The organism is Actinosynnema sp. NPDC050801, from assembly GCF_040673975.1.
Lineage (GTDB): Bacteria > Actinomycetota > Actinomycetes > Mycobacteriales > Pseudonocardiaceae > Actinosynnema.
Genome location: NZ_JBFAQZ010000004.1, coordinates 349,429 through 364,723, shown reverse-complemented (window position 1 = coordinate 364,723; position 15,295 = coordinate 349,429). Strand labels below are relative to the sequence as shown.

Genomic DNA, 15,295 nt, shown 5'->3' with positions numbered 1-15,295 from the left:
TCGTTGAGCCTACGAAGGACGGCTCGGGTCCACCTTCGCGGGCTGCGCCTGGTCACCGGCCGGGTCGACCTTGGGCACCGGGTTGAACCTGGTCGAGGCGTTGTCCACGACCCGGTCGATCAACCGCGCCACACCCAGGCACAGCGGTAGCAGCACGACCATGAGCAGCCCGAACTGGAACGGGAAGGCCAGCTGCGCCATCCACAGCTCCACCCCGTCCCACCACTGCTCGAACGCGTCCACCACGCCGCCGAGCCTAGTCGCGTGACGCGCTTCACCGCACGCGGATCACTACCACTCGGTAAGTTGCCCGCATGTTCGCCGTCTACGCAGCCGAGCCGAGCCCGCAAGACCCGATCGCCGCCCTGCGCGTGGGCGAACGGCCGGATCCCGAGGTCCCGTCGGGCTGGGTGAAGGTGGCCGTGCGAGCGGCGAGCCTGAACATGCACGACCTGTGGACGCTGCGCGGCGTGGGCATCAAGGCCGAGCGGTTCCCGATGATCCTGGGCTGCGACGGCGCGGGCGTGCTGGAGGACGGCACGGAGGTCGTGCTGCACTCGGTGATCGGCGACCCGGGCTGGACCGGCGACGAGACGCTGGACCCCCGCCGCACGCTGCTCACCGAGAAGTACCAGGGCACGTTCGCCGACCACGTCGTCGTCCCGGCGCGCAACGCGCTGCCCAAGCCGGCGGGGCTGAGCTTCGCCGAGGCGGCGTGCATGGGCACGGCGTGGCTGACCGCCTACCGGATGCTGTTCGTGAAGTCGGGTCTGCGCCCGGGTCAGACGATGCTGGTGCAGGGCGCGTCCGGTGGCGTCTCGACCGCGTTGGTGCAGCTGGGCCGGGCGGCGGGGTTCCGGGTGTGGGTGACCGGTCGCACGGAGGAGAAGCGCGCGTTGGCCGAGAGCCTGGGCGCGCACCAGGCGTTCGAGTCCGGCGCGCGGCTGCCCGAACGGGTGGACGCGGTGTTCGAGACCGTCGGCAAGGCCACCTGGTCGCACTCGATGAAGTCGCTCAAGCCGGGCGGGATCGTGGTGATCTCCGGCGCGACCAGCGGTGACGCGTCGGCGGCCGAGCTGCAGCGGCTGTTCTTCCTGCAGCTGCGGGTGGTCGGCTCCACCATGGGCACGCGGGAGGAGCTGGGCGACCTGCTGGCGTTCTGCGACCTCAACGGCCTGCGCCCGCAGATCGGCGCGGAGCTGCCGTTCGACCGCGCCGAGGAGGGCTTGCGCGCGATGCTCGACGGCGAGACGGCGGGCAAGATCGTGTTCGCCCGCGACTGAGCCACAATCGTCCGTCCGGACAAAAACACCCCCTCGAATGGTGCGATCGAACAAACCCGGTGTCCGTTGACCGGCGTACGGTTCGCCGCACACCAATCCACCGAGGGAGTCGGACGAATGACGGTGCAGGACGGATTCGGCCGGGGCAGCGGCGTGTTCCGCCGCAAGCCGATCGAGCAGATCAGTGACGAGAAGACGGCGCTGACCCGGACCCTGGGGCTGTGGCAGCTCACCGCTATCGGCATCGGCGGCATCATCGGCGCGGGCATCTTCTCGCTGGCGGGCGCCGTGGCCAACAAGACCGCGGGCCCCGCCGTGCTGATCTCGTTCCTGGTGGCGGGCATCGCCAGCGCCGCCGCCGCGTTCTCCTACGCGGAGTTCGCGGGCCTGATCCCCAGGGCCGGCTCCGCCTACACCTACGGCTACGCCGTGCTCGGCGAGATCGTCGGCTGGTTCATCGGGTGGGACCTGCTGCTGGAGTACACCGCGATCGTGGCCGTGGTCGCGATCGGCATCAGCGGCTACTTCAACGAGTTGCTGAACCTGCTGGGCATCGACCTGCCCGTGTGGATGCTCGGCGCGCCCGGCACGGAGGGCAGTGACGTCGCGGCGGGCAGCTACAAGGTCAACCTGTTCGCCGTGCTGCTGTGCCTGCTGATCGCGTTCGTGCTCAACACGGGCATGAAGAACGCGGCCCGCTTCGAGACGACCCTGGTGTACCTGAAGGTCGCCGTGGTGCTGCTGGTGATCGTGGTCGGCGCGTTCCACATCAACACCGGCAACTACGACCCGTTCTTCCCGTTCGGCCTGTCCGGCGCGCTCACCGGCGCGGCCACGGTGTTCTTCGCGGTGTTCGGCTACGACGCGATGAGCACGGCCGCCGAGGAGTCCAAGGACTCGCAGCGGCACATGCCGAAGGCGATCATCTACTCGCTGGCCATCTCGATGGTGCTCTACGTGCTGGCCTGCCTCGTGCTCACCGGCATGGTCAACTACAAGGACGTGGACGCGGAGAGCGCGTTCGCCTCGGCGTTCTCCGACATCGGCCTGCCGGCGCTGGGCATCATCATCTCGGTCGGCGCCGTGCTGGGCATCACGACGGTGCTGTTCACGTTCCTCATGGGCGCCGCGCGCGTCGGCTACTCGATGTCGCGCGACGGCCTGCTGCCGAAGTGGTTCGCCAAGACGCACCCGGTCAAGCACGTGCCGACGCGCACCACGTGGGTGCTCGGCATCGCGTCCGCGGTCATCGCGGGTTTCCTGCCCATCGCCGAGGCCGCCGAGCTGACCAACATCGGCATCCTGCTGGCGTTCGTGGTGGTCTGCATCGCGGTGATCGTGCTGCGGTACAAGCAGCCGGACCTGCCGCGCACGTTCAAGACGCCGGGCATGCCGGTCGTGCCGATCATCGGCGTGGTGTTCTCGCTGTGGCTGATCACGTTCCTGGCGCCGGAGACCTGGCTGCGCTTCGCCGTCTGGTTCGGCCTCGGACTGGTCGTGTACTTCGCCTACAGCAGGCGCCGGTCAGTCCTCAACAACCCCTCGGCCGTCAACAACCCCTCGGCTGACACCGAGGACTGAGTCGCACCAGTCGTCGACCACGTCCGCGAGCACGGCCATCGGCAGCGGCCCGCCGCGCAGCACGAGGTCGTGGAACGCCTTGATGTCGAAGCGGTCGCCCAGCCTCCGCTCCGCCACACCGCGCAGGCGCTGGATCTCCAGCCGCCCCACCATGTAGGACAGCGCCTGCGCGGGGTTCTCGATGTACCGGTCGACCTCGGAGAAGATGTCGACGTCGGGCATGACGGCGTTGGCGCGCAGGTAGTCCACGGCCTGCCGGCGCGTCCAGCGCATCGCGTGCAGACCGGTGTCGACCACCAGGCGGGCGGCGCGCAGCGAGTCGCCCGACAGCATGCCCAGCCGCGCCACGTCGTCGCTGTAGAGGCCCATCTCGTCGGCCAACCGCTCGGCGTAGAGCGCCCAGCCCTCCAGGTAGGCCTCGATGGAGGCGAACCGGCGCAGCAGCGGCAGGTCGGGCAGCTGCTGGGCGAGCGCGATCTGGAAGTGGTGGCCCGGCACGCCCTCGTGGAACGCGGTGGACTCGGCGCTGAACCGCTCGCGCAGCTCGGCCTGGTGGGTGTTGACGAAGTAGGTGCCCGGGCGGGAGCCGTCCATCGCCGGGTCCACGTAGTAGGCCAGCGGCGCGGTCGGCGCCTCCGCCGCCGGCACCACCTCGACCGCGCACCGCGCCGCCGGCACCGTGCCGAACCAGTCGTCCGCGACCTCCTCGGCGCGCGCGATCGTGGCCTCGGCCAGCGACACCATGTCGTCGGCGCCGCGCCAGCGCAGCCGCGGGTCGGCGAGCAGGCGGGCGCGCACGCCCGCGGCCGTGATCGGGCCGAACACCCGGCAGCCGATCTCCTCGTACTCCCGGTCCAGCTCCTCGACCAGGTCCAGGCCGATCCGGTGCAGCTCCTCCGGCGTGTGGCCGGTGGTGGTGTACATGCCGACCAGGTCCCCGTAGATCAGGTCGCCGTCGGGCAGCCAGCACAGGCCGGGCTGGTCCTCGCCGCGGCCGCGGTCGACCAGCTCGGCGCGCAGGAAGTCGCGGTAGCGGGCGATGGCGGGGCGCACCGTCTCGTGCAACAGCCGGGCGCACACCGCGACGAACGGCGTGTCGTGCAACGGCGTGCCCAACGGGTCGTCGTCGTCGGCCAGGTAGCGGTCGATCCGGTGGGCGGCGGCCTCCACGAGGTGCCTGAGCGGTCTTCGGACGGAGTCGCGTTGCCGTCGGGTGAGGGCGTCCAGGTACGCGGGCAGCGACGACAGCCGGGTCAGGTAGGCCTGCCGCGCCTGGTCGTCGACGGGGCGGACCAGCGGCAACGCGGCGAGCAGCACTGCCAGCGGCGCGCTGAGGCCCTCGGCGTGGGTGTGCTCGACCAGGTGCGAGTCGAGGCGGTGCACCAGGGTCCACGCCTGTTGCACGACCACCGCACGCGTCACCGGGTCGTCGTCCTCGGCCCGCGCCCGCCGCGCGATGTCCTCGGCGCGTGCGCGCAGCACACGCCCGCCGTCGACGCTCGGGTCCGGCAGCCGGTTGTCCCAGCCCGGTATGCCCAGCAGCGTCGCCATGACGGGATCGGCGTCCAGCACCAGGGTCAGCATCTCGTCGGCGAGCTCGCGCGCGGTGGTCACGTCGCCATTCTGTGGTGCTAGACCGGGGAAAAGCGCGTGATCGCGACGGAAAGGGCTTGGCGCGCCTCGGCGACCAGCCGGGCCACGACCTCGGCGGCCGGGGCCGGTCGGACCAGCGCGTAGGTCTGCCCGGCCCACAACGACATCAGCTCCGGGTCGCCGGTCGCGCGCACCGGTTTGGTCAGGTGGTGCACCTCCGGGTACGCGGCGGGCGCCTGCTCCTGGTTCTCCACCAGGAACCGGTTCACCAGACCCCGTGCCGGACGCCCGCTGAACGCCCTGGTCAACGCGGTGCGGCGGGTGCCTTCGGCGAGGGCCTGGCGGTGCGCGGCGGACGTACCGGCCTCCGGCGTGGCCAGGAACGCGGTGCCCAGCTGCGCCGCGACCGCGCCCGCGGTGATCACGGCGGCGACGTCCGCGCCGTGCACCAGGCCACCGGTCGCGATCAGCGGCAGGTCCACCTTGGCGCGGACCAGGCGCAGCGCCGCCAGCACGCCGAACAGCTCGCCGCCGCCGGGTGAGACGCCGTCGTCGGCGAACGTGCCGCGGTGCCCGCCCGCCTCGCTGCCCTGCACGCACAGCGCGTCCGCGCCGACCTGGGCCGCCTGCGCGGCCTCCTGCGGGGTGGTGACCGTGACGACGACCGTGGAGCCGGCGGCGTGCAGTCGGTGCACGTCCTCGGGGTTGGGCAGGCCGAACGTGAACGAGACCACCGGGACGCGCAGCGCCATCAGGAGTTCCAGCTTGGCGGCGTAGGAGTCGTCGTCCCACCGGGGTTCGCCCGGCTCGGTGGGCGACTGCGCCGTGACGCGGTCGCGGTAGCCGGACAGGTCGGTGGTGGACCGGGGGCCGGGGACGAACAGGTTGACCCCGAACGGCCGGTCGGTCAGCGCGGTGGTGGCGGTGACCTGCTCGGCGACCGCCTCGACCGACAGGTAGCCGGCGGCCAGGAACCCGAGACCACCCGCGCGACCGACCTCGGCCACGAGCGCGGGCGTGGACGCCCCGCCGGCCATCGGTGCGGCGATGACGGGCACTTCGAGTCGGTCCAACATGGCGCCGACCCTAACCCGCGCCACAGCCGTGGTCACGTAGTGGCAGGTCCACGGCGTTCGTGCGCAAAACGGCGGGGTCCGAGCGTTGAACTCGGGTGTCGCGAACGCGGGACTCGCGCGTGCTGGGCGTAGGACTCTCGCGAGAGTCCTACGCCCGAGCCACGAGAGTCCTACGTCCAGGAGCGGTGTGTTCTCCGTTCAGGGCAGGGCGGCGTCCGGGTCAGGGCAACGTGTCGAGGTGGGGTGCCACCACGTTGGCGAACTGCCAGTTGTTCGAGGCGTCCCAGTTGATCGACCACGTCATCGCGCCGCGGATGCCGGGCCAGGTCTGAGAGGGCTTGAACGAACCGCAGTTCGTGCCCTTGGCCAGGCAGTTCAACGCCGCGTTGACGTTGGCGGGCGACTGGTACCCGCCGCCCGCACCGGACGGCGAGGCGGGCAGGCCGAGACCGACCTGGTCGGGGCGCAGGCCGTTCTGCAGCTGGATGCAGGCCAGCGCGACCAGGAAGTCCACCGTGCCCTGGGCGTAGACCTTCTGGTCGCAGCCCAACATGCTGCCGGAGTTGTAGTACTGCAGGTTGACCACGGTGAGGATGTCCTTCACCGCCAGCGCCAGCTTGAAGTACTCCTGGCCGGTGGACTGCATGTCGATGGTCTGCGGCGCCATCGCGATGACCTTGCCGCCGCCCGCGTGGATCGCCCGCAACGCCTGCGCCATGTAGGTGGCGTTGACGCCGTTCTCCAGGTCGATGTCCACGCCGTCGAACCCGTAGTTCGCGATCAACGCCTTGACGCTGTTGGCGAAGTTGGTCGCGGCGGTCGAGTTGCCGACGCTGATGGTGCCCTTCTCGCCGCCGACCGAGATGATCACCTTCTGGCCGCGCGCCTTGAGCGTGCGGATGTCGGCCTTGAACTGGGCGTCGGTGTAGCCGCCGAGCTTGCTCGACAGCGTCGGGTCGAGGGTGAACGAGACCGCGCCGGGCGTGGTGGTGGCGTCGGCGAAGGCGATGGCCACGATGTCGTAGGTGGTGGGCACGTCGGCGAGCTTGAGCAGCCGCGAGCCGTTGTCGAAGTTGTGCCAGTAGCCGGTGAGCACGTGCTTGGGCAGGGACGGGTCCGGGTTGCCCGTGGTCGTGGTGGTTGTCGTGGTGGTCGTCGTTGTCGTGGTCGTACTGGTCGTGGTGCTCGTCGGCGGGGTGCCGGGGCCGTCGAGGCTCACGTCGTCGGCGTAGAACGTCGGCTGGCCGTACCAGCCGTGCACGTAGATCGTGACGCTGCCGGTCGCGCCGGTGGTGAAGTCGATCGAGAGCTGGCCGAAGCCCGCCGAACCGGGCGTCCAGGTGCTCTTGTCACCGCTGCCGGTGCCGGTCACGCCGAGGTACACGTAGCTGCCCTGCACCCACGCGGACAGCTTGTAGGCGGTGTTGGCCTGCACGGAGATCGTCTGCGAGCAGCGCGCGTTGTCCTGACCGGCGGGGGTGCCCGCCATCGCCTGCGTGCCGCTGCGCTTGGTCGTGGCCACCGCCGTCGCCGCCGCACTGCACGTCCACCCGCTCGTCCCGCTCTCGAAGCCGGGGTTGGCGACCAGGTTGGCGGCCGACGCGCTGCCCACGACCACCAGGGTCAGGCCCGCGATGGCCAGCAGACCCGCCAGCACCGCGCCCAGTGCGCGTCTCGTCCTCGGAACCACGTCCACCTCCACGTTCTCGTCGGCGGCCAAGGCCCAGCACAGGTGACGTGGGCCACCCGAAAAATGGACTAGACCACTAGGGCTTGTCAAGGGTGTGAACAATGATCCGATGACGTTCACCGTTGATGACGCGATCCGGATCGCCCGGGCCGCCCACGACGGGCAGGTCGACAAGTCCGGCCAGCCCTACATCGGCCACCCGCTGCGCGTGATGGGCCGGGTGTCCGGCGAGCACGCGCGCATGGCGGCCGTGCTGCACGACGTGGTCGAGGACACCGCCGTCACCGCCGACGACCTGCTCGCCGCCGGGTGCCCGCCGGAGGTGGTGGCGACTGTCCTCGCGTTGAGCCACCGCGACGGCGAGACCCAGGAGGACTACCTGGCGCGGGTGCGGACCGACCCGGTCGCGGTGCAGGTCAAGCGGGCCGACATCGCCGACAACACGTCACCGCCGCGGCTGGCCCTGCTCGACACCGCCACCCAGGACCGGCTGCGGGCGAAGTACGCGCGGGCGCTCGACATCCTCGGGCGGTGAGGCCCTCTTCACGTGCCCGTGACAGTTGCGGCAGAGATCACGCCCGAAGTGGCAGCACAAGCCCCTGACGTGCGGCATCATAGTAGGTGAACCGATACAGAGAAGACGACCGAAAGGCGACATGACCAACGCTCTGAAGACCGTTCGCACGTACCTCGCCACCCGGCGGCAGCTCCGCAAGCGTGAAGCGCAGCTGAACCGCGAGTTGGCCGCCTACGACACCCCGAGCGCCCGGATGGACATGGAAGCCATCCTCGCCCGGCACTCCGGCCACGAGGCGCGTGAGATCGAAGCGATCCTCCGCCGCCACGCGCTCAGCGGGATGCTCCGCAACCACAGCTGAGCCGCCGCACCCCTTCGAGGGCCTTCAGGACAGGGGCGTCCTGAGGGCCCTTCTGTCATTCTTCCCCGTCTTCCCACAAGGTGCCGAGCAGCTCGGCGGGCACGATCCGCACCGGGAACGGCAGCGTCGCGTCGAACGGCTTCTCCCCCTGAACCTCGGCCACCTGCTGGTAGCAGCCCTCGGCGTCGAGTTCGAACACCGCCAGCACGGGCTCCAGCGGGTCGATCACCCAGTAGCTGATCACGCCCATGCGCTCGTAGGCGTTCTTCTTGATCGTGAGGTCGCGGATACCCGTGCTCGGTGAGAGCACTTCCACCGCCAGCAATGGCGCGACGGGCAACAACTTGTCGGTGAAGTCGGCTCGACGGCCGACGAGGACATCAGGCTGCACCTCGGTCTTCGAGGACACCTGCACGGTGAACGGAGCCGGCAGCGCAGTCAAGTCCTTCGGGCACGCCGCTCGCAAACGCCCACAAAGCTCCGCCACGATCTCCTGGTGCCGGTAGCCCGGTGCCGGGCTCACGTAGAGCTGCCCGTCGATGAGTTCGTAACGGCGTCCGTCATCAGGCATGCCCTCCAGGTCCTCGACCGTGTAGGAGCTGCCTTCTTGTCCGACCATGACGGTCATGGTCCCCTCCTCCCGGTTGGTGCGCCAACCATGGCAGGAGAAAAGGGCCACAAAACCCCTCCGCGCCGACCGGATCACCCGAAGATGTGCCGGTCGGCGCGGATTTGGCCGGTGGTACTACTTCTTGCCCTTGTCCTTGCCGCCGGAGTCGTCGGTGGACAGAGCGGCGACGAAGGCTTCCTGGGGGACCTCGACGCGGCCCACCATCTTCATCCGCTTCTTGCCTTCCTTCTGCTTCTCCAGCAGCTTGCGCTTGCGCGTGATGTCGCCGCCGTAGCACTTCGCGAGCACGTCCTTGCGGATGGCGCGGATCGTCTCGCGGGCGATCACCCGGGCGCCGACGGCCGCCTGGATCGGCACCTCGAACTGCTGCCGCGGGATCAGCTCGCGCAGCTTCGAGGCCATCCTGGTGCCGTAGGCGTAGGCGTAGTCCTTGTGCACGATCGCGCTGAACGCGTCGACCGGCTCGCCCTGGAGCAGGATGTCCACCTTGACCAGCTCGGCGTCCTGCTCGCCCGACTCCTCGTAGTCCAACGACGCGTAACCGCGCGTGCGCGACTTCAGGGCGTCGAAGAAGTCGAAGATGATCTCGCCGAGCGGCATGGTGTAGCGCAGCTCGACGCGGTCCTCGGACAGGTAGTCCATGCCGCCCAGCTGGCCGCGCTTGGCCTGGCACAGCTCCATGATCGCGCCGATGTACTCGCTGGGCGCGATGATCGTGCACTTGGTGATCGGCTCGTACACCTCGGCGCGCTTGCCGTCGGGCCAGTCGGACGGGTTGGTCACCACGTGCTCGGTGCCGTCGTCCATGACCACGCGGTAGACCACGTTGGGCGCGGTCGAGATCAGGTCGAGGCCGAACTCGCGTTCCAACCGGTCGCGGGTGATCTCCAGGTGCAGCAGGCCGAGGAAGCCGCAGCGGAAGCCGAAGCCCAGCGCGGCCGAGGTCTCCGGCTCGAACGTCAGCGCGGCGTCGTTGAGCTGCAGCTTCTCCAGCGCCTCGCGCAGGATCGGGTAGTCCGAGCCGTCCACCGGGTACAGGCCGGAGTAGACCATCGGGCGCGGCTCGCGGTAGCCGGCCAGCGGCTGGGTGGCGCCGTTCTTCTCCGCCGTCACGGTGTCGCCGACCTTCGACTGGCGCACGTCCTTCACGCCCGTGATGAGGTAGCCCACCTCGCCGACGCCGAGGCCGACGCTGACCTTCGGCTCGGGCGAGATGATGCCCACTTCCAGCAGCTCGTGGGTCGCGTTGGTGGACATCATCCGGATCCGCTGGCGCGGGGTGATCTTGCCGTCGACCACGCGGATGTAGGTGACCACGCCGCGGTAGGTGTCGTACACCGAGTCGAAGATCATCGCGCGGGGCGGGGCGTCGGCGTCGCCGACCGGGGCGGGCACCCGCTTGACGACCTCGTCCAGCAGCGCGCCGACGCCGAGGCCGGTCTTGGCCGAGACGCGCAGCACCTCCTCGGGCTCGCAGCCGACGATGTGCGCGAGCTCCTTGGCGTACTTGTCCGGGTCCGCCGCGGGCAGGTCGATCTTGTTCAGCACCGGGATGATGGTGAGGTCGTTCTCCATCGCCAGGTACAGGTTGGCCAGCGTCTGGGCCTCGATGCCCTGCGCGGCGTCGACCAGCAGCACGGTGCCCTCGCACGCCTCCAGGGCGCGCGACACCTCGTAGGTGAAGTCGACGTGACCCGGCGTGTCGATCATGTGCAGTACGTGGTCCCGGCCGTCGACCTGCCACGGCAGCCGCACGTTCTGCGCCTTGATCGTGATGCCGCGTTCGCGCTCGATGTCCATCCGGTCGAGGTACTGCGCGCGCATCGCCCTGGCGTCGACCACGCCGGTGAGCTGCAACATGCGATCGGCCAGGGTCGACTTGCCGTGGTCGATGTGCGCGATGATGCAGAAGTTCCGGATCAGCTCCGGAGGCGTGAACGTCTGGTCGGCGAACGTGCTCACTCAGGTTCCTCGCACAGGAAGGACGGGGGCCTAGTTCAACTGGGGCCTGATTCGATCGGGCACGGACGGGTGCCCAACTGGACACAGCATCTCACGTCACGCCGTCGTGGCGTTCCCCGTGGGCGTGACCGAGGCCATAAGCTGCCCGCCGTGCACGCGAACGGTGAGGACGCCCGCCCGGTCAGGGGCGCGGTCCGAGAGGTACACACGGCCGCGGTGGCGGCCACCCTGGAGTACTCCCCCGACCTGGACGGCCTGGCCGACCCGGGCGAGGTGGTGTGGGCCTGGGTCCCCTTCGAGGAGGACCCCGACCGCGGCAAGGACCGGCCGCTGCTGGTCGTCGGCAGGCACCGCCGGGCGCTGCTCGGCCTGATGCTCACCAGCAAGACCCCCGACCGGCACGAGGTGGACGACTGCCTCGACCTGGGCACCGGTCGCTGGGACCGCGACGGCCGGCGCTCCTACCTGCGGCTGGACCGGGTGTTCGAGCTGGACGAGGTCGACATCCGCCGTGAGGGCTCGGTGCTGGAGCCGGAGCGGTTCTCGCTGGTCGTGGACGCGCTGCGGCGGATGGGCTGGCGCTGATCCACCGGCTCGGGCCGGTGGGCCGTGCCGTCTCGTTCTCCGACGCGTGGCTGAGCGCCCCGTGACGACACCCCGGAAACATCCCGGGACGCATCTCCGGACCTCCTCGGGGCGATCCCGGATGCGGTCGGAACGCGGCCTGACGACCCTGGTGGCATGGCGAACAACCTGATGAAGGCGTTCGACGCGGCGTTCGGGCACCCGCGCGGCAAGGTCGGCGAGCTGGGCGGCCGGGTGATGGCCGTGCTGAACGCGAAGGTGGAGGAGCACGTCACGGAGGTGGCCGCGCCGACGCCCGAGGAGGTCGTGCTGGTGCTCGGCCCCGGTCCGGGAGTGGGGCTCAAGCTCGCCGGCGAACGCGCGCTCAAGGCCATCGGCGTGGACCCCTCGCAGGTCATGCTGGACGAGGCCCGCACCCGGTGCGCCGAGCTGATCGTGGCCGGTCGGGTCGAGCTGCGCGAGGGCGCGGCCACGCGGACCGGCCAGCCCGAGGACTCGGTGGACGTGGTGGTCTCGGTGAACAACCTCCAGCTGTGGGGCAACCGGCCGGCCGCGTTCCACGAGCTGTTCCGGGTGCTGCGGCCCGGTGGCCGGCTTGTCGTCTCGGTGCACCGGCGGGTGCTGGACACCTCCGAGTACGACCTGATCCAGCAGGCCGAGGCGGCCGGGTTCACCGGGGTGCGCACGTCGTTGCACCAGTACGGCGGCGTGGTGGGCCCCGCGGTGCAGCTACTGGCGGGTGTCCCGGCGTAGCGGGTGGTCGGCCGGCACCTCGACCAGCACGATCCGCCGGCCGTCCGGGTCGGTGATCCACATCTCGTCCATGCCCCACGGCTCGCGCCGGGCCGGCCGGACGACGTACTCGGCGAGTTCGGCGGCGGCTCGTCCGAGGTCACGCACCTGCAACCACAGCTCGGTGGCTCCGGTGGGCTCCTCGGTGGAGCTGCCGGAGACCTCCAGCAACCCCTGGCCGAGGAAGAACACCGTGCCGCCGGGGAACTCGCGGGACACGGCCAGGCCGAGCACGTCCCGGTAGAACGCGGTGGCGCGCTCGGGATCGGTCGAGCGGACGAGGACGCGGCTGCTCAGGATCTCCACGACGCCAAGGTCATCACACGGGCAGCCGCAACGCCATCCGCACGTGGGCCGGCGCCTCGTCGGTCCGGCCGACCTCGCGCCAGCCGCGGTCGCGGTAGAAGCGCAGCGCGCGGTGGTTCTCCGCGAACACGTCGAGGTGCGCCGTGACGACGCCCAGGTCCCGCAGCGAGCCCACCGCCGCGTCGTGCAGCGCGCGGCCGACGCCGTTGCCCCACGACGCCGGGTCGACCTGGAGCTGCACCAGCTCACCGCTCGACGTGACCAGCGCGAACCCGACGAGCGCGCCGTCCAGCTCGGCGCACAGCCACACCCGGTCGGGCTGGTCGAAGGTGTAGCCGCGCGCCCGCGCCGACCGCTCCCACTCCGCGAGCTCCGCCTCGGGCAGGTGGCCCTCGTAGTAGCTGCGCCGGGCCTTGACGTGGACGTCGACGAGCGGCCACTTGTCCTCCGCCCGCGGCGAACGCACGGTGATCGTCCCCATGCGGTCAGGGACGCGTGAGGGCCGCCACGGTTGTCCGGACCTCGTGCCGGGGCACGTCCGGCGCGAGGAACGCCAGCAACCGCTCGCCCTCCCGCTCCAGCTCCTGCTCGTCCGTCCCGGACAGCCGGTGGAACGGCCGCAGCTCCAGCGTGGCGAGGTCCTTGGTGCGGTCCAGCTTCCAGTCGCCCGCCGTGACACCGTCGACCAGGAAGAACTGCGGCACGGGGCCGTGCGGCTCGTAGTTCTGCGCACGCACGTCGTCCGTGACGACCCGACGCCGGTCCGCGTGCGAGAGCAGGACGTTGTCGAAGTCGTAGAGGAACCGCACCGGCGCGGGCACGTCCTCCGCCGGCCTGGGCGCGTCCGGCAGGTCGAACAGCTCCTGGCCGTCCTCGTCGCGCAGCCGCAGCAGCGGGAGCCCCTCGACCACCTCCCGCAACCTGGTCAGGCCGGACCAGGTCTGCACGTCCTTCACCGTCGCGGGCCCGAACGCGGCCAGGTAGCGCAGCACCACCCCGTCCACCGACGGCTTGTCCACCACCGACTCGCCCAGCCACGTCTCCACGCTCGTGTGCGCGATCGAGCCGCTGCGACCCCACACCCCGCGCGGCGGCACCTGCACCAACGGCACCAGGCACCGGATCGCGTAGGCCAGCGCGGCGGGCGCCCGGTCGGACCACCGCTCGTGCAGCAGGGCGCCCAACTCCTTGTTGGTGCGCGGCTTCTCGGCCAGCAACGCGCGCCCGGCGGCCACCACGGCGTCCACGTCCAGACCGCGCATGTCCCGGCCGTGGGTGAAGTTGCGGAACAGGTCCCGGTCGAGCGCGGGCTGGACCACCGGGCGCAGGTGCAGCGCATCGGAGGCGGTCACCAGGTGGATCGTGGACCGCATCACCGCGATGCGCACGAGCTCGCGCCGCACGAGCAGGTCGGCGGCCTGGTCCGGGGTGAAGCCGGCGACGCGCGACCACAGGCCGGTGTACCAGGTGTGCGGTGTCTGGGCCTGCAGGCCGACCAGGTGCGACACGACCTCCGGCACGGTCGCCTCGGTGCGGGCCAGCAGGAACTGGCGGGCCAGGGTGGCGCGGCCGAGCGCGCGCCGGCTCAGTACCGGGGTCATGCGCCCAGAGTAGGAGCCATTGCGGTCAGCTTCGGTCCTCGTTCCGCCGCGACTTGCCCGGCAACCCGAAAAAGTGATATCACTTTGCTAAGCAGGCGATATGAGATCGAGGGGTGGAACATGGACGTCACCGACGTTGCGGTGCAGATGCCGGTCCCGGTGGTGCGGGAGAAGGAAGCACGGGCACCATCCGGGTGGGGCGTGCTCGCGGGCGTGGTGGTCGGGGCGCTGGCGAGCGCCGCGCTGATCACCCTCGGCTCGATCCCGGGCGACGACGGGCCCAACATCCCGGCGATCGTCGCGGGCGCGCTGCTGGTCGCCGGCACCAGCGTCGTGTCCGTCGGGCTGTTCACCGTCGCGCCGGGCGAGTCGCGGGTGCTGCAGTTCGCCGGCCGCTACACCGGCACCGTCCGCCAGGACGGCCTGCGCTGGGCGAACCCGTTCACCACGAAGGTGAAGGTGTCGACCCGCATCCGCAACCACGAGACCGCGACGCTCAAGGTCAACGACGCCGACGGCAACCCGATCGAGATCGCCGCCGTGGTGGTGTGGCAGGTCGAGGACACCGCGCGGGCGATGTTCGAGGTGGACGACTTCGTGCGGTTCGTCGGCATCCAGACCGAGACCGCGGTGCGGCACATCGCGACCAGCTACCCGTACGACAACCACGAGGAGGCCGGGTTGTCGTTGCGGGAGAACGCGGACGAGATCACCGAGACGCTGTCGGTGGAGATCGCGGCACGCGTCCAGTCCGCCGGGGTGAAGGTGATCGAGTCCCGCCTCACGCACCTGGCCTACGCTCCGGAGATCGCGCACGCGATGCTGCAACGCCAGCAGGCGGGCGCGGTGGTCGCGGCGCGGTCGCGGATCGTGGAGGGTGCCGTCGGCATGGTCCAGCTCGCGCTGGCCAAGCTCGCCGAGGAGGACGTGGTGGAACTGGACGAGGAGCGCAAGGCCGCGATGGTGTCGAACCTGCTGGTCGTGCTCTGCGGCGACCGATCCACCCAACCCGTGGTCAACGCCGGGTCGTTGTACACCTGACGTGGCCGAGCGCAAGAGCGTCCTGCTGCGCCTCGACCCGGCGGTGCACGACGCGCTGACGAGGTGGGCGAACGACGAGTTGCGCAGCACGAACGCCCAGATCGAGTTCCTGCTCCGCCGTGCGCTCGCCGAGGCGGGCCGCCAGCCCACCGGGGCCGCCGCCCAGCCCAAGCGCGGCCGACCCCGCAAGGACGACGCGGAGGACCGGGACGAGTAGCCGGGCGCGGTCGGCGCGGACCACCCGCGCCGGCCGCGATCACGCCCGGCCCGGCGTTG

At 70.7% G+C, this 15,295-nt stretch carries 17 protein-coding genes; 8 read left to right on the top strand and 9 right to left on the bottom strand.

Annotated elements, in window-relative coordinates; translation table 11 throughout:
• Positions 1–9 precede the first annotated feature (9 nt).
• Entirely contained in the window at positions 10–201 is a 192-nt protein-coding gene (locus AB0K14_RS12090) for a hypothetical protein (RefSeq protein WP_360453276.1), read from the bottom strand.
• Positions 202–314: 113 nt separating this feature from the next.
• Here AB0K14_RS12090 and AB0K14_RS12085 point away from each other — a divergent pair, with 113 nt between their 5' ends.
• Both AB0K14_RS12085 and AB0K14_RS12080 read left to right on the top strand, forming a co-directional pair.
• The gene (locus AB0K14_RS12085) at positions 315–1,283 is read left to right on the top strand and encodes a zinc-binding dehydrogenase (protein ID WP_360453041.1); all 969 of its coding nucleotides are present in this window, start codon (positions 315–317) and stop codon (positions 1,281–1,283) included.
• Positions 1,284–1,400: 117 nt separating this feature from the next.
• Positions 1,401–2,864, top strand: coding sequence for an amino acid permease (locus AB0K14_RS12080; protein WP_360453039.1), 1,464 nt, complete (start codon positions 1,401–1,403; stop codon positions 2,862–2,864).
• Here AB0K14_RS12080 and AB0K14_RS12075 read toward each other — a convergent pair.
• The 3 genes from AB0K14_RS12075 to AB0K14_RS12065 form a co-directional block, all read right to left on the bottom strand.
• Positions 2,808–4,478 (bottom strand): DUF885 domain-containing protein, encoded by a 1,671-nt coding sequence (locus tag AB0K14_RS12075; protein ID WP_360453037.1) that lies wholly within the window; start codon positions 4,476–4,478, stop codon positions 2,808–2,810. The two genes, AB0K14_RS12080 and AB0K14_RS12075, sit on opposite strands and share 57 nt — an antisense overlap.
• A gap of 17 nt (positions 4,479–4,495) precedes the next feature.
• Positions 4,496–5,533: a nitronate monooxygenase gene (locus tag AB0K14_RS12070; protein WP_360453035.1), complete on the bottom strand. Its 1,038-nt coding sequence runs from the start codon at positions 5,531–5,533 to the stop codon at positions 4,496–4,498.
• Positions 5,534–5,753: 220 nt separating this feature from the next.
• On the bottom strand, positions 5,754–7,223 hold the full coding sequence (locus tag AB0K14_RS12065; RefSeq protein WP_360453273.1) for a glycosyl hydrolase family 18 protein: 1,470 nt from the start codon (positions 7,221–7,223) through the stop codon (positions 5,754–5,756).
• A 109-nt stretch (positions 7,224–7,332) separates the two neighbouring features.
• On the opposite strand from AB0K14_RS12065, the gene AB0K14_RS12060 reads away from it, so the two are divergent.
• The gene (locus tag AB0K14_RS12060; RefSeq protein WP_360453033.1) at positions 7,333–7,758 is read left to right on the top strand and encodes an HD domain-containing protein; all 426 of its coding nucleotides are present in this window, start codon (positions 7,333–7,335) and stop codon (positions 7,756–7,758) included.
• A 121-nt stretch (positions 7,759–7,879) separates the two neighbouring features.
• The gene (locus AB0K14_RS12055; protein ID WP_360453031.1) at positions 7,880–8,101 is read left to right on the top strand and encodes a hypothetical protein; all 222 of its coding nucleotides are present in this window, start codon (positions 7,880–7,882) and stop codon (positions 8,099–8,101) included.
• Between the two features lie 55 nt (positions 8,102–8,156).
• On the opposite strand, the gene AB0K14_RS12050 is transcribed toward AB0K14_RS12055, so the two are convergent.
• Positions 8,157–8,729 (bottom strand): Uma2 family endonuclease, encoded by a 573-nt coding sequence (locus AB0K14_RS12050; protein WP_360453029.1) that lies wholly within the window; start codon positions 8,727–8,729, stop codon positions 8,157–8,159.
• Between the two features lie 117 nt (positions 8,730–8,846).
• Positions 8,847–10,694: a translation elongation factor 4 gene (gene lepA, locus AB0K14_RS12045; RefSeq protein ID WP_360453027.1), complete on the bottom strand. Its 1,848-nt coding sequence runs from the start codon at positions 10,692–10,694 to the stop codon at positions 8,847–8,849.
• Positions 10,695–10,844: 150 nt separating this feature from the next.
• On the opposite strand from lepA, the gene AB0K14_RS12040 reads away from it, so the two are divergent.
• Together AB0K14_RS12040 and AB0K14_RS12035 are read left to right on the top strand one after the other, a co-directional pair.
• Positions 10,845–11,279: a type II toxin-antitoxin system PemK/MazF family toxin gene (locus tag AB0K14_RS12040; RefSeq protein WP_360453024.1), complete on the top strand. Its 435-nt coding sequence runs from the start codon at positions 10,845–10,847 to the stop codon at positions 11,277–11,279.
• Between the two features lie 156 nt (positions 11,280–11,435).
• The gene (locus tag AB0K14_RS12035) at positions 11,436–12,032 is read left to right on the top strand and encodes a methyltransferase domain-containing protein (RefSeq protein WP_360453022.1); all 597 of its coding nucleotides are present in this window, start codon (positions 11,436–11,438) and stop codon (positions 12,030–12,032) included.
• Here AB0K14_RS12035 and AB0K14_RS12030 read toward each other — a convergent pair.
• From AB0K14_RS12030 to AB0K14_RS12020, 3 genes are read right to left on the bottom strand one after another with little or no spacing between them, the layout of a single operon-like run.
• On the bottom strand, positions 12,009–12,377 hold the full coding sequence (locus AB0K14_RS12030) for a VOC family protein (protein WP_360453020.1): 369 nt from the start codon (positions 12,375–12,377) through the stop codon (positions 12,009–12,011). The two genes, AB0K14_RS12035 and AB0K14_RS12030, sit on opposite strands and share 24 nt — an antisense overlap.
• Before the next feature lie 13 nt (positions 12,378–12,390).
• Positions 12,391–12,858, bottom strand: coding sequence for a GNAT family N-acetyltransferase (locus AB0K14_RS12025; protein ID WP_360453018.1), 468 nt, complete (start codon positions 12,856–12,858; stop codon positions 12,391–12,393).
• A 4-nt stretch (positions 12,859–12,862) separates the two neighbouring features.
• The gene (locus tag AB0K14_RS12020; RefSeq protein ID WP_360453016.1) at positions 12,863–13,978 is read right to left on the bottom strand and encodes a winged helix DNA-binding domain-containing protein; all 1,116 of its coding nucleotides are present in this window, start codon (positions 13,976–13,978) and stop codon (positions 12,863–12,865) included.
• 120 nt (positions 13,979–14,098) lie between these two features.
• Between AB0K14_RS12020 and AB0K14_RS12015 the strand changes: the two genes are divergently transcribed.
• Both AB0K14_RS12015 and AB0K14_RS12010 read left to right on the top strand, forming a co-directional pair.
• Positions 14,099–15,019, top strand: coding sequence for an SPFH domain-containing protein (locus AB0K14_RS12015; protein WP_360453014.1), 921 nt, complete (start codon positions 14,099–14,101; stop codon positions 15,017–15,019).
• 1 nt (position 15,020) lies between these two features.
• Entirely contained in the window at positions 15,021–15,236 is a 216-nt protein-coding gene (locus tag AB0K14_RS12010; protein WP_360453012.1) for a hypothetical protein, read from the top strand.
• The last annotated feature ends 59 nt before the right edge of the window (positions 15,237–15,295 follow it).